Here is a 13,882-nt window from a genome sequence, read left to right on the forward strand (position 1 = left end):
GGGTGGACTGCCACTGGCCCCGGTGGGGGCCCCCCCCCCCCCCCCCCCCCCGCGGGCCCCCGGGGCCCCCCCCGCGGGGCGCCCGCCCCCCAGGGGGGCCCCCCCCGCCGAGCTTCGTTCGGTTGCGGCCTTCGATGTCTCAGTGCCTCAGCGCCTCGGTCCCGCGGTGCGCCACGGCTGCCGCCGCCCGCTCCGCGGCGACCCCGTGCCGGCGGTCGCTGTCGAGTTCGACCCGTTCGTCCTCGGTGAGCCCGCCCCATACGCCATACGGCTCGCGCACCTTGAGGGCGTGCGTGGCGCACTGGCGACGGACCGGGCACCGCATGCAGACTTCCTTGGCCGAAGCCTCTCGGGCGACCCTGGCGGCGCCGCGCTCGCCTTCGGGATGGAAGAACAGTGCGCTGTCGACTCCGCGACAGGCTGCCGAGAGCTGCCAGTCCCACAGATCGGCGTTGGGGCCGGGGAGTCGCGAGAAATCAGCCATGACTCGTCCCTCTTGCTTATCGCGTACGAGTTGTCGGTGAGCAGGGTTGCCACCTCGGGTGCAGACCGTGCAGAACAGTCGTGATCAAGCGATCAGAAGTAGGTGCGACTGTGTCACGAATTGATCAGTTCCAATCCTAATTCCCACTTATGCACCTAAAGCAGAAAAAATTACTCACTCTGGTGGCGTATAGGGGCGTAGGGGGGCGTGAGTGGGCGCAAACCGGCGGGATTCGGAGCGAGGACGCCGTGGAATGTGACGGTGGGTGCGCGAGGGATCACCCCTGCGTGTCCTCGGGGTCGGTCGTGTCGTTGTCGTAACGGCGGAGCGGAACTCCCCCCGTAACCCTTTCGAGTGATGCTCGTTGGGGTGGGTGAAGCGGTTGGCGACGAAGGCGGTCGGGGTCGAACCCCGTGCCCCGTCCTTCGGGACCGCCGCAAAGGAAACGGTACGTACAGGCGTGGAGGCTCAACGTGACGCGGATCCACTGCGGAGGCCGGCGATGACGACCGTCCTGGTCTGCGACGATTCCCCGCTGGTCCGGGAGACCCTGCGGCGGGCGGTGGCCACGGTCCCCGGCGTCGAGAGGGTGACGACGGCCACGAGCGGCGAGGAGGTACTGCGGCGCTGGGGCGCGGAGCGGTCCGATCTCGTCCTCATGGACGTGCGGATGCCCGGGCTCGGCGGCGTCGAGGCGGTGCGCCGCCTCCTGGCCGGCGACCCCGGCGCACGGGTGATCATGCTGACGATGGCCGAGGACCTGGACGGTGTGGCCCTCGCGGTCGCCGCCGGGGCTCGGGGATATCTGCACAAGGACGCGTCGCGCGCGGAACTGCGCGCGACCGTCTCCCAGGCGCTCGCCGATCCGACCTGGCGGCTCGCACCCCGGCGACTGCGCTCGCCGGACATGGGCGTGGCGCCGACCCTGACGGCACGTGAGATCCAGGTGCTCGAAGGCATGAGCCACGGGCGCAGCAACGCCGAGATCGGGCGTGAGCTGTTCCTGTCGGAGGACACGGTCAAGACCCACGCACGCCGGCTGTTCAAGAAGCTGGGCGCATCCGACCGGGCCCATGCGGTCGCGCTCGGATTCCGGTGGGGACTCGTGCGATGACGCACGTACGCGAGGACTCCCCCGGCCGTGGTGGCCCGGGGAGTTGCTCCCCGGGTGGGCACGGTCGGTGGGGACTTGTGCGATGACGCGCGTGCCGGCGGGCCCCGACGGGCGAGGGTCCGTGCGGTGATTGCCGTTGCCCGGGGGGCCGGATGAGTCCCCCGGGTCGGCATGGCCGCGATTCGGTCGCCGATCCCTGCATACTGAATGGCATGGGTGGGACCCCCGAGCGAATGCCGGACGAGCCGTACGAAGCACACGCGCAGGCCGACGACGGCATGCGTGCCGTCGTGGTTCGCGCGGTTCGAGGGGACGTGCAGGCGACCGACGAACTGCTCGCGTACGTCCGACCACTGGTGTTGCGCTACTGCCGGGCCCGGCTGGGTCGGGTCTCCGGCGCCGAACACGCGGCGGACGACGCGGCGCAGGAGGTCTGCCTGGCGGTGTTGTCCGCACTGCCGCGCTATCGCGACGAGGGCCGTCCGTTCGAGGCGTTCGTGTTCGGCATCGCGGCACACAAGGTGGTCGACGTGCAGCGCGCCGCGATGCGCGGCGCGGTGCCCACGTGCGATCTGCCCGAGGCGGTGGACGACCATCCGGGCCCCGAGGATCAGGTGGTGCGGCGCAGTGACGCCGCCCACGCCCGGGCCCTGCTCGGTCGGCTGCCCGACAACCTGCGCGAACTGCTCGTGCTGCGGGTCGCCGTCGGGCTCTCCGCCGAGGAGACCGGGCGGGCGATGGGCATGTCGCCCGGTGCGGTGCGAGTCGCGCAGCATCGTGCGCTGACTCGCCTGAGGGCGTTGGCGGGCGAGGAGAAGACCGCGTGAGCGGCGGCGGTGTGCGGCTCGGCGGCCGATCCGGCACCGCCGACCTGGGCCTGCTGCGTCAGGACGACGAACTCGTCGAGCAGTTGCGCAGGCGCCGCCCCACCCCCGCCCAGGACCGGGTCGCTCGGCTGTTCGGCGCGCTGCTCGCCGAGGTCGACGGCACCGCGGCGAACCGCCGTCGGGCGGTGCCCGACCGCTGCTGAGGTGGGCCGGGAATGGCGCGGATGCGGTGGATGGTTGTGCTCAGCATCGGCAAGCGGGCTCGAAGCACCGCGCGGGGCCAGTAGCATGAACCCTCAATCCACCCATCCGCTTGCCGAGAGCGCGTTCCGCCGTACCCGGGGACCCGCCCCCCGTCTTTTCGAGGAGCGGGCCGGCGGGGAGCGGGCCGGCGGAGCGGTCCATCGGAATACCTTCGGAAGGTGTCATGAGTCTCACGGCCGACGGCGTACCCGAGAAGTTCGCGATGCTCGGGCTGACGTACGACGATGTCCTGCTGCTGCCGGGCGCGTCCGACGTCGTGCCGAGCGAGGTGGACACCTCCGCCCGGGTCACCCGCAACATTCGCGTCCGGATCCCGCTGCTGTCCTCCGCGATGGACACCGTGACCGAGGCCCGGATGGCGATCGCCATGGCCCGTCAGGGCGGCGTCGGCGTGCTGCACCGCAACCTCTCGATCGAGGACCAGGCCGCGCAGGCGGACACGGTCAAGCGCTCCGAGGCCGGCATGGTGCTGGACCCGATCACCATCGGCGCGGACGCCACGCTCCAGGAAGTCGACGCGCTGTGCGCGCGGTTCCGGATCAGCGGCGTCCCGGTCACCGACGACAGCGGTCGCCTGCTGGGCATCGTGACCAACCGCGACCTGCGCTTCGAGGTCGACCACTCGCGCCGGGTGCGCGACATCATGACCCCGATGCCGCTGGTCACCGGCAAGGTCGGCACCACCGGCGACCAGGCGATGGAACTGCTGCGCCGGCACAAGGTGGAGAAGCTGCCGCTGATCGACGACGCGGGCAAGCTGCGCGGGCTCATCACGGTCAAGGACTTCGTCAAGAGCGAGCAGTACCCGAACGCGACCAAGGACGCGGACGGCCGGCTCGTGGTCGGCGCCGCGATCGGCACCGGCGACGACAGCTACCGCCGGGCGCAGGCGCTGGTCGAGGCCGGCGTCGACTTCATCGTGGTGGACAGCGCGCACGGCCACTCGCGCAACGTCCTGGAGATGATCGCCAAGGTCAAGGCGAACACCAAGGTCGAGGTGATCGGCGGCAACATCGCCACCCGCGACGGCGCGCAGGCCCTGATCGACGCGGGCGTGGACGGCGTCAAGGTCGGCGTCGGCCCGGGCTCGATCTGCACCACCCGAGTGATCGCGGGCGTGGGCGCGCCGCAGGTCACCGCGATCTACGAGGCGGCCCAGGCGGCCCGCGCGGCGGGTGTGCCGGTGATCGGCGACGGCGGCCTGCAGTACTCCGGCGACATCGCCAAGGCGATCGCGGCCGGCGCCGACACGGTGATGCTCGGCAGCCTGCTCGCGGGCTGCGAGGAGAGCCCCGGCGACCTGATCTTCATCAACGGCAAGCAGTTCAAGTCCTACCGGGGCATGGGCTCGCTCGGCGCGATGCAGTCGCGCGGCCAGGCCAAGTCCTTCTCCAAGGACCGCTACTTCCAGGACGACGTGCTCTCCGAGGACAAGCTGGTCCCCGAGGGCATCGAGGGCCAGGTCCCCTACCGGGGTCCGCTCTCCGCCGTCGCGCACCAGCTGATCGGCGGCCTGCGCGCGTCGATGGGCTACGCCGGCGCCGCCACCGTCGCCGAGCTCCAGGACAAGGGCCGCTTCGTGCGGATCACCTCGGCCGGGCTCAAGGAGTCGCACCCGCACGACATCCACATGACCCAGGAAGCGCCGAACTACCACTCGCGCTAGTCCGGGTGCGATCCGCCGGACCGGGCCGGATCGCACCGCACCCCGAGGGGCTTCGTCCGTACCGCGGGCGGGGCCTCTCGGCGGTTTGCCCGCCCCGTACCCTGGGATACGGGTTTTCCCATCCACCGATTCCAGCAGGAGAGGCGCAACGTGACTGAGGTCGAAATCGGCCGGGGCAAGCGTGGCCGGCGTGCCTATCACTTCGACGACGTCGCCATCGTCCCCAGCCGGCGGACCCGGGACCCCGAAGAGGTCTCGATCGCGTGGCAGATCGACGCGTACAGGTTCGAGTTGCCGTTCCTGACGGCGCCGATGGACAGCGTCGTGTCGCCGCAGACCGCGATCGAGGTCGGTCGCATGGGCGGCCTGGGCGTGCTCAACCTCGAAGGGCTGTGGACGCGCTACGAGGACCCGACGCCGCTGATCGAGGAGATCGGCGCGCTGGACGAGGACGCGGCCACCCGGCGGATGCAGGAGATCTACGCCGAGCCGATCAAGGAGGAACTGATCGGCGCGCGGATCAAGCAGATCCGCGACTCGGGCGTGGTCACCGCCGCCGCGCTGTCGCCGCAGCGCACCGCGCAGTACCACAAGGCCGTGATCGACGCGGGCGTGGACGTGTTCGTGATCCGCGGCACCACGGTCTCGGCCGAGCACGTGTCCGGGCGGGCCGAGCCGCTGAACCTCAAGCAGTTCATCTACGACCTCGACGTGCCGGTGATCGTCGGCGGTTGTGCGACCTACCAGGGCGCCCTGCACCTGATGCGGGCCGGCGCGGCCGGTGTCCTGGTCGGCTTCGGCGGCGGCGCGGCGCACACCACCCGCCGCGTGCTCGGCGTCGCGGTGCCGATGGCGACCGCGGTGGCCGACGTGGCCGAGGCGCGCCGCGACTACCTCGACGAGTCGGGTGGTCGGTACGTGCACGTGGTCGCCGACGGCAGCGTGGGCCGCAGCGGCGACATCGCCAAGGCCGTCGCGTGCGGCGCGGACGCGGTGATGATCGGCTCGGCGCTGGCCCGGGCGAGCGATGCCCCCGGCGCCGGCCACCACTGGGGCTCGGAGGCGCACCACCCCGAGCTGCCGCGTGGTCGGCGGATGAACCTGGGCGCGGTGGGCACGTTGGAGGAGATCCTGCTCGGTCCCTCGCACGTGTCCGACGGCTCGATGAACCTGTTCGGCGCGCTGCGTCGGGCGATGGCCACCACGGGCTACTCGGAGCTGAAGAAGTTCCAGCAGGTCGAGGTCACGGTCTCGCCCGCGCACTGACCGAAGTCGAACGGCCCCGAACACCCTTGGTGTTCGGGGCCGTTCGCGGTTGCGGCGGAGATCCCGGTGGGCCGGCATCGACGCCCGAACGCACTCGGGACGACGGGGCGCGTGGTCCGGCCCACGGGCATTGGGTAGACGGGGGAGGGGCGAGTCGCCCGATCGGTGTGGTCCGGCAGGTGGGGATCGGTTTCGGAGGTGGCTGATGCGGACCACGGCGATGGGACCCGCGGAGCGTACGCGGGCGCTGCGACGGATGGCCGAACGCGAGTCGGACGTGGTCGTGGTGGGCGGCGGCGTGGTCGGTGCGGGTACCGCCCTCGACGCGGCCACGCGCGGCCTCTCGGTGGGCCTGCTGGAGGCGCGCGACTGGGCGTCCGGCACCTCCAGCCGGTCCAGCAAGCTGATCCACGGCGGCCTGCGCTACCTGGAGATGCTCGACTTCGCGCTCGTGCGCGAGGCGTTGCGCGAGCGCGGGCTGCTGCTGCAGACGCTCGCGCCGCACCTGGTCAAGCCGGTGTCGTTCCTGTATCCGCTGCGCGGGCGGGGCTGGGAACGGCCGTACGTCACCGCCGGGGTGACGCTCTACGACGCGATGGCGGCCTCCGCCGGACGCAGCCGCGGGCTGCCCCGGCACCGGCAGCTGACTCGACGTCAGGCGCTGCGCCTGGCCCCGGCGCTGCGCAAGGACTCGCTGGTGGGCGCGGTGCAGTACCACGACGCGCAGATGGACGACGCGCGCTACACGTTGACGCTCGTGCGCACCGCCGCCGGCTACGGCGCGCAGGTGGCCTCGCGCGCCGCGGTGACCGGATTCCTGCGCGAGGGCGAGCGGGTGGTCGGCGTGCACGTGCGCGACATGGAGACCGGCGGCACGTACGACATCCGGGCCGGGCAGGTGGTGAACGCGACCGGGGTGTGGACCGACGAGACGCAGGCGATGGTGGGCGAGCGCGGGCAGTTCCACGTGCGCGCGTCCAAGGGCATCCACCTGGTGGTGCCCAAGGATCGCATCCACTCCTCGACCGGCCTGATCCTGCGCACCGAGAAGAGTGTGCTGTTCGTGATCCCGTGGGGCCGGCACTGGATCGTGGGCACCACGGACACCCGTTGGGACCTGGACAAGGAGCACCCCGCGGCGAGCCGGGCGGACATCGAATACCTGTTGGAGCGCGTGAATCGGGTGCTGGCGGTGCCGCTCACCCGCGAGGACGTCGAGGGTGTGTACGCGGGCCTGCGCCCGCTGCTGGCGGGCGAGTCGGACGCCACGTCGCAACTCTCGCGCGAGCACACCGTGGCACACCCGGTGCCCGGCCTCGTGGTGGTCGCGGGCGGCAAGTACACGACGTATCGGGTGATGGCCTCGGACGCGGTGGACGCGGCCGTACACGGGTTGGACCGCAAGGTCCCGCCGAGTTGCACCGAGACGGTGCCGCTGGCGGGAGCGGAGGGGTATCCCGCGCTGTGGAACGCGCGGGCCTCGATCGCGGCCCGGGCCGGGTTGCACGTGGCCCGGGTGGAGCACCTGCTGAACCGGTACGGGTCGATGATCGAGGAACTGATCGCGCTGATCGCGGACGAGCCGGAGTTGGGCTACCCGCTGGACGGCGCGGACGACTATCTGGCCGCCGAGGTGGTCTACGCGTGCACCCACGAGGGCGCGCTGCACCTGGACGACGTGTTGGATCGACGGACCCGGGTGTCGATCGAGATGTTCGACCGCGGTGCCCGGGCCGCGCGCGCGTGTGCCGCGCTGATGGCCCGGGTGCTCGGGTGGGAGGAGGAGCAGCAGCGACGGGAAGTGCACTACTACCTCAAGCGGATCGAGGTGGAGCGCTCCTCGCAGGAGCAGATGGACGACCACACGGCGGACGCGGTGCGGCTGGGTGCGCAGGACATCGTGCCCGGGTGACGGCGCTGCTCCGGCCGGGAACCGCCCGGCCGGAGTCGGGTCCGACCGCGCTGCGGATCCGGGCGGTCGGGCCCGCCGCGGTTGATCGTCCGGCGGCGTGGGCACCTTCCCGGGCGTCGCCGCGTTCCACCGATACGCCGGCCAGGTGTCTTTCGGCGATGTTCGTCCCCGAACCGGTGGACCCCACCAGCCGCCGGACTGGAGTATGGGAAAGGCAACCACCCGATTGCGCGGCGGGGCCGCGGCTGCATGGGGAGCGAGAGATTTGACCGACCCGGAGGCACCGGAGCGTTTGGTCGCGGGGCGATACCGCCTGGGTGATCAACTGGGCCGGGGCGGGATGGGCACGGTCTGGCGGGCCGTGGACACCATGCTCGACCGCGACGTGGCGGTCAAGGAGATGCGGCTGCCCCGCTTTGTGGACGACGACGACCGCAGCACGCTGAGTGCGCGGATGTTGCGCGAGGCCCGGGCGGCGGCCCGGATCGACCACCCGAACGTGGTGACCATCTTCGACGTGGCCGAGGAGGACGGGCGGCCGTGGATCGTGATGGAGCTGGTCCGCGGTCTCTCGTTGGCCCAGGAGTTGGACAAGGAGGGGCCGATCCCGCCCGAGCAGGTCGCCGAGCTGGGTCTGCGGCTGCTCGCCGCGCTGGAGGCCGCGCACGAGGCCGGTGTGCTGCACCGCGACGTCAAGCCCGCCAACGTGCTGCTCGCCCGCAACGGCCGGGTCGTGCTCACCGACTTCGGGGTCGCCTCGGTCGAGGACAGCGCGACCCTCACCCAGGCCGGCGCGATGGTGGGATCGCCCGAATACCTGGCACCCGAGCAGATCGCCGGCGAGCCGCCCGGACCACAGGCCGACCTGTGGTCGCTGGGCGCCACCCTGTTCGAGGCGGTCGAGGGCCGTCCGGCGTTTCGCCGCAACACGCACGCGGCCACCCTCGCCGCGGTCGCCGCGGGCCGTTTCCCGGAGGTCTTCCTGGCCGGTCCGCTGACCCCGGTGCTCCGGGCGCTGATGGTCAAGGACCCCGCTCGTCGCGCGTCCCCGGAGCACGTGCGCGATCTGCTCGCGGAGGTCGCCGAGGGCGCGCCCACACCGGCCGGCGGCCTGATCGCGGAGCGCTTCGTACCGGACCGCTCCCGGCCCGGCCCGGTCCGTCGGCACGGCGTGCGGGTGTCCGGCCGACCGCAGACGGCGATTCGCTCGCAGACCCCCCGGCCGCCGGGCAAGGTCGGCACCGGCGCCTCGCGGCCGCACCGGGGCAGCCTGCACGAGACCTCGCCCAACGTGCGACTGCCCCGCGAGGGCGGCGTCTTCCGGGCCCGCTACCGGCGCTGGCCGCGCTGGTGGTTCCGGCACTGGACGACCATCCTGACCTCGGTGGGCATCGCCACCGCCGCCGGCGCGCGCTGGCTGGCCGCGTTCGGCAGCTGGACCGGGATGTACACGATCGTGCTGCTCGCGCTCGCGTTGAGCGTGTGGCTGGTGCTGCCGCACCGGCGGATCTCCCGGTCCGTGCCGGTCGCGATGTTGCTCGGAGTGATCGCCGGTGGTGCCCTGGAGGCCGCGAAAATCAATCCGAATCCGATCGTCGTGGGCGCCCTGATCGGCGGCTGCCTGGTGGTCGGCCCGCTCGTGGACAACAAGGTGATACCGCGACTGCGCCGTCGGCGACGCACCGATCTGGGCTTCGCGCTGCCCGTCCCGGAGGGCTGGACCTGCACGGACAGCCCCAGCGGCCTGACGGTGGCCGATCCGGACCGGCTGATCTCGGTGACCGTCACCGTCGACCGGGGCATCGTGATGGCCCCCGAGGAGTCGGTCGCGCACCGCGAGCACGGCAGTATCGGCGGCCGGGAACGGTTGGACGGCGAGGACTACGAACGCCTGCTCCTGCGGGTCACCGACTACCGCGGGCACGAGGCCGCGGAGTGGGAGTACGTCTGGCGCGGACAGGACCTGACCACCTATCACGGCAAGGACCTGGTGGTCCGCACCACGTCCGGCGTGCGCTACTGGCTGACCGTGCGCGGGCGGGACGACCTGTGGGGCACCGCCGGCGCGTACTACGAGCACGCGCGCGGACACCTGTCGATCGCGGGTTGAGTCGCGGGTTGATCCGGGGCGACCCGGGAAGGATCGGGTCGGCACGCGCGTTCGGGCGACCGTCGTCCGGGCCGGCCGCCGACCCCGGGGAGCACGCACCGCACGATCGACACATGCCCTTGTTCCGGGCCGGACCCGGGACTTCCGGATCGTTGGCCCGGACTCCGGTTCGGCGCCGGTGCGTTCGGTCCTCGTCACGGCCCGGAGCGATTTCGCCGGGTGGCCGAACACAATCCCTCGGGCGGAACCTTCGGAGCACGCCGGACGTCCTACACGTGACGCCAATGACGCGCCGACAAGGCGGATCGGGAGATGTCCACGGTCTTGGGGAGGACCACGTGGCACACGACAGCGACACGCACGGTCGCTTGGTGGACGGGCGCTATCGGTTGGGCGAACCGCTCGGTCGGGGCGGGATGGGCACGGTCTGGCTGGCCTTCGACGAGCTGCTGCGCCGGGACGTCGCGGTCAAGGAGGTCCGGATACCGGACGACCTGGACGAGATGGAGACCCAGGGGCGCTGCGAGCGCGCACTGCGCGAGGCCCGCGCGGCGGCCCGGATCACCCACCCGAACGTGGTCACCATCTTCGACGTCGCCGAGGACGACGGGCGCCCGTGGATCGTGATGGAGCTGGTCCGCGCGCCCTCGCTCACCGACGTGCTGGACGAGGGCCGGATGGCCCCGCACGAGGCGGCCGAGGTCGGCCTGGCGGTGCTTGCCGCGCTGCGCGCCGCGCGTGCCGCCGACGTGCTGCACCGGGACGTGAAGCCCAGCAACATCCTGATGGCGCCCGGCGGCCGGATCGTGCTGACCGACTTCGGCATCGCCACCGTGGCCGGCTCGGTCACCCTCACCGCGACCGGGATGCTGGTCGGGTCGCCCGAATACCTCGCGCCGGAACGTGTGCTCGGCCGTCGGCCCGGGCCCGCCTCGGACCTGTGGTCGCTCGGGGTGACGCTGTATCAGGCCGTGGAGGGCTTCTCGCCGTTCCGGCGCACCGGCGCGATGGACACGCTCACCGCCGTGCTCACCGACGAGCCCGCGCCGCCGCGCCGGTCCGGCGCGTTGTGGCCGGCGATCGAGGGTCTGCTGCGCAAGGACCCGCTGGAGCGCGCCGACGAGGACGAGACCGAACGACTGCTGATGGCGGCTCTGGTCAGCGGCGGTGTGCCGGCCTCCGAGGCGCGGGGTGTGGAGCTGCCGATCCCGCCGGGCACCGCGACGGTGGAGGACCCCGCCGGTGTGCGGGGCGTCACGCACTCGTCCCGGCAGCCCGCGCCGCAGCCGACGCCCACCCCGCAGACGCCGCGGGTGCCGCCGGCGCCGGTGTGGCAGCAGGAGCCGCCGGTGACCCCGGCGCCGCCGTTCGGCGCGGTGAGTCGGGCCGATCCGGACGGGCCGACCGGCGGCTACCCGACGACCGGGGAGCACGCCTACTCGCCCGCCGACGCGCTGCACGGTTCGGCCACCGCCGACGACCGGCCGAACCCGGTGCTGATCGGCGCGGCCGGCGGGTCCGGCGGCTCCGCCGGGTCCTCGGCGCCGAACGCCGCAGCCAGGAAGCGGCGCCGCACCATCGCGCTCGGAGCCATGGTCGTCGCCGCCGTGAGCGCGCTGGCGATCTGGGTGCCGTCCGCGCTGGGTAGGCAGGGCGACGGCGAAACCGGCTCGGACTCGCCCGGGAACGGCGGCGTGTCGCAGGGCGCCTCGGTCGCCCCGAACGCGCCGGGCAGCCAGGGTCGCAGCAACGTCCTGCACACCACCGGGACCTCCGGCGGCGCCGGGCAGAACGACACCGGGACCTCGGGCAACAGCAGCCAGGGCGGTGGATCGACCCGCACCGCGCGGCCGACCCACACCACCGACCCGGGCACGGCCCGCCCGTCCACCACGGCCCCGACCACGTCGCGCCCGCCGACCACCAGCCGGCCGCCGACCACCAGCCGGCCGCCGGTGACCACACGTCCGCCGACCGACGCGTCCAAGGGCGGCAGCGGTGGTGCGCAGAGCGGTGCGCCGCGCAACGAGGGCGGTGCGGGTACCACGAACTGACCCGGGAAAGGCACGTGCGAACCGCCTGTCGGCCGACCCGCCGGCTGTCGTGGGCCGGGTCGGCGCTCCGCCGGCGCGTACCCGGGCGGGCGATCGGCGCCCCCGAGGTTTCGATCCGCCCGCCGCACCCCGGGGCCGTCGCATCTAATGTGACGGGTTCTAGTCTGGAGATGGCCGGCGGGACAGTCGGTTGACGCGGGGAGGGTAAGTGGCACAGACCGGGGGCACGCGCGGCCGGATCGTCGGCGGGCGCTACCGGTTGGGCACCATGCTCGGCCGAGGCGGCATGGGCACGGTGTGGCGTGCCGTCGACGAGATGCTGCACCGAGACGTCGCGATCAAGGAGTTGCGGCTGCCGGACCACCTCGACGACGAGGAGAAGGAGCTCGCCCGCGAGCGCACGCTGCGCGAGGCGCGCGCGGCCGCCCGGATCGGTCACCCCAATGTGATCACCATCCACGACGTGGTCGAGGACGGCGGCATCCCGTGGATCGTGATGGAGCTGGTCGAGGCCCAGTCGCTCGCCGAGATCCTGGAGACCCAGGGCACGCTGACCCCGGCGGATGCCGCCGAACTCGGTCTCAAGGTGCTCGACGCGCTGCTCGCCGCCGACGAGAAGGGCGTGGTGCACCGCGACGTCAAGCCCGCGAACATCCTGGTCACCACGCACGGGCGGGTGGTGCTCACCGACTTCGGCATCGCCACCGCGACCGGCACCGCGACGCTGACCACGACCGGCATGCTGGTCGGCTCGCCGGACTTCCTGGCGCCCGAACGGGCCGAGGGCAGACGTCCGTTGCTCGCCGCCGACCTGTGGTCGCTGGCGGTCGTGCTCTACATGGCGGTGGAGGGCCGGAACCCGTTCCGCCGGGGCACGATGATCAGCACGTTGAACGCGATCCTGACCGACCAGGCCGATCCGCCCCGGCACGCGGGCGCCCTCGAAGCGGTGATCGACGGCTGGCTGATCAAGGACCCGGACCAGCGGATGGGCGCCGAGGAGGGGGCCCGGATCCTGCGCGAGGTGGCCGCCTCCACGCCGTCCCGGCAGTTCGACGCGGTACCGCCGCCGCCCACGCACAGCCTCGGGGCGCCGGAGCAGCCGACCACGCCGGCCGGGGCGTACGACCCGCACCAGCACGCGCAGCCGGGATCCGAGAGCGGCGCGGCCCAGCACCCGGGCGGCAACACCCCTCCCGGCGCGTGGTCGCAGCCGGGGTATTCGCCCGCCGACCCGGGAGCGTCGGCGACCCGCACCTCCTCGATGGCCGGCGCGCCGCCGCATCCGCCGCAGACCCCGCCGGAGCCGTATCGCCCGGTGCCCGAACCGCGTCGCCGCGGCACCGGTCGCGTCGTCGCGGTCGTCGCGCTCGTGGTCGCGCTGATCGTGGGCGGGGTGGTGGTGGGGATCCTGGTCACCAAGGACGACGGCAAGGACGACACGGCCGCGAATCCGACCGCGCCGCAGACGGGCGCGCCGAGCACGCCGGGCCAGTCCTCCGGCCCCACCACGTCCACCGGCGCGTCCGTGGTGCCACCGGCCCAGCCGCCGTCGCCGGGCAGTTCGAGCGGCGGCACGGCCGCGCCGGCCACGCTGCCGGGCTATGTGTGGACCAGGGACCAGATGGGCTTCAGCCTGTTCGTGCCGACCGGCGCCAAGCGTGAGGTGACCGGGGTGGAGAAGGACCAGATCGACTACCGCACCGCCGACGGCAAGGTGCTGATCCGGATCGGCCTGACCAAGGTCGGCGGGAACCCGCTCGCCAACTTCCGCACCAACGAGAAGAACTTCAAGGCCGCCTACTCGACGAGCTACAAGCAGATCCAGCTCGACGACTACGCCGGATATCGGCCGGGCTGGCAGGCGGCCGTCTGGGAGTTCACCTGGACCGGCGACCCGCTCGCCACCGGCACCAAGAAGCCGGCGCACGCGATGGACCTGGGCATCGTCACCGACAGGAACACCGACTACGCGATCTACGTCGCGTCGTACGAGACCGACTGGACCAAGGCTCACGACGCGTTCCAGAACGTCGCGAGCTACTTCCGGCAGAACTGAGCGGTTTCCGGCCGACCGAGCGGTTCGCCGGCGGAGCCGAGCCGGCGATCGGAACCAAGCGGTTTCCGGCCGACCGAACGGCAAGCCGGCGGAACCGAGCCGGCGATCCCGCACGGCGGCGGACGG

General features: G+C 72.6%; 10 protein-coding genes. 9 read left to right on the forward strand and 1 reads right to left on the reverse strand.

What is annotated here, in order from left to right:
- Nucleotides 1-139: 139 nt before the first annotated feature.
- The gene (locus ACIBM5_RS28360) at nucleotides 140-484 is read right to left on the reverse strand and encodes a WhiB family transcriptional regulator (protein ID WP_396009354.1); all 345 of its coding nucleotides are present in this window, start codon (nucleotides 482-484) and stop codon (nucleotides 140-142) included.
- 502 nt (nucleotides 485-986) lie between these two features.
- Here ACIBM5_RS28360 and ACIBM5_RS28365 point away from each other — a divergent pair.
- The 9 genes from ACIBM5_RS28365 (at nucleotide 987) to ACIBM5_RS28405 (ending at nucleotide 13,756) form a co-directional block, all read left to right on the forward strand.
- Entirely contained in the window at nucleotides 987-1,598 is a 612-nt protein-coding gene (locus ACIBM5_RS28365) for a response regulator transcription factor (RefSeq protein ID WP_020549179.1), read from the forward strand.
- 233 nt (nucleotides 1,599-1,831) lie between these two features.
- Nucleotides 1,832-2,425, forward strand: coding sequence for an RNA polymerase sigma factor ShbA (shbA, locus tag ACIBM5_RS28370; protein ID WP_391585530.1), 594 nt, complete (start codon nucleotides 1,832-1,834; stop codon nucleotides 2,423-2,425).
- Nucleotides 2,422-2,628 (forward strand): hypothetical protein, encoded by a 207-nt coding sequence (locus ACIBM5_RS28375; RefSeq protein ID WP_020549177.1) that lies wholly within the window; start codon nucleotides 2,422-2,424, stop codon nucleotides 2,626-2,628. Before shbA ends, ACIBM5_RS28375 begins: the two co-directional genes overlap by 4 nt.
- A gap of 224 nt (nucleotides 2,629-2,852) precedes the next feature.
- Nucleotides 2,853-4,355 carry an IMP dehydrogenase gene (gene guaB / locus ACIBM5_RS28380; RefSeq protein ID WP_396009355.1) on the forward strand — a complete coding sequence of 501 codons (1,503 nt, stop codon included), beginning with the start codon at nucleotides 2,853-2,855 and terminating at the stop codon, nucleotides 4,353-4,355.
- A 150-nt stretch (nucleotides 4,356-4,505) separates the two neighbouring features.
- Nucleotides 4,506-5,621 (forward strand): GuaB3 family IMP dehydrogenase-related protein, encoded by a 1,116-nt coding sequence (locus ACIBM5_RS28385; RefSeq protein ID WP_391585362.1) that lies wholly within the window; start codon nucleotides 4,506-4,508, stop codon nucleotides 5,619-5,621.
- 205 nt (nucleotides 5,622-5,826) lie between these two features.
- Nucleotides 5,827-7,533, forward strand: coding sequence for a glycerol-3-phosphate dehydrogenase/oxidase (locus ACIBM5_RS28390; RefSeq protein WP_396009356.1), 1,707 nt, complete (start codon nucleotides 5,827-5,829; stop codon nucleotides 7,531-7,533).
- A gap of 265 nt (nucleotides 7,534-7,798) precedes the next feature.
- Nucleotides 7,799-9,643: a serine/threonine-protein kinase gene (locus tag ACIBM5_RS28395; RefSeq protein ID WP_391585360.1), complete on the forward strand. Its 1,845-nt coding sequence runs from the start codon at nucleotides 7,799-7,801 to the stop codon at nucleotides 9,641-9,643.
- A 338-nt stretch (nucleotides 9,644-9,981) separates the two neighbouring features.
- Nucleotides 9,982-11,697: a serine/threonine-protein kinase gene (locus tag ACIBM5_RS28400; protein WP_396009357.1), complete on the forward strand. Its 1,716-nt coding sequence runs from the start codon at nucleotides 9,982-9,984 to the stop codon at nucleotides 11,695-11,697.
- Between the two features lie 208 nt (nucleotides 11,698-11,905).
- Entirely contained in the window at nucleotides 11,906-13,756 is a 1,851-nt protein-coding gene (locus tag ACIBM5_RS28405; protein ID WP_396009358.1) for a protein kinase, read from the forward strand.
- The last annotated feature ends 126 nt before the right edge of the window (nucleotides 13,757-13,882 follow it).

This window comes from Embleya sp. NPDC050493 (assembly GCF_044458105.1).
GTDB lineage: Bacteria > Actinomycetota > Actinomycetes > Streptomycetales > Streptomycetaceae > Embleya.

Coding starts and splice junctions, on each gene's coding strand:
- ACIBM5_RS28360 (WP_396009354.1), bottom strand. CDS start 484: ATGGCTGATTTCTCGCGACTCCCCGGCCCCAACGCCGATCTGTGGGAC.
- ACIBM5_RS28365 (WP_020549179.1), top strand. CDS start 987: ATGACGACCGTCCTGGTCTGCGACGATTCCCCGCTGGTCCGGGAGACC.
- shbA (WP_391585530.1), top strand. CDS start 1,832: ATGCCGGACGAGCCGTACGAAGCACACGCGCAGGCCGACGACGGCATG.
- guaB (WP_396009355.1), top strand. CDS start 2,853: ATGAGTCTCACGGCCGACGGCGTACCCGAGAAGTTCGCGATGCTCGGG.
- ACIBM5_RS28390 (WP_396009356.1), top strand. CDS start 5,827: ATGCGGACCACGGCGATGGGACCCGCGGAGCGTACGCGGGCGCTGCGA.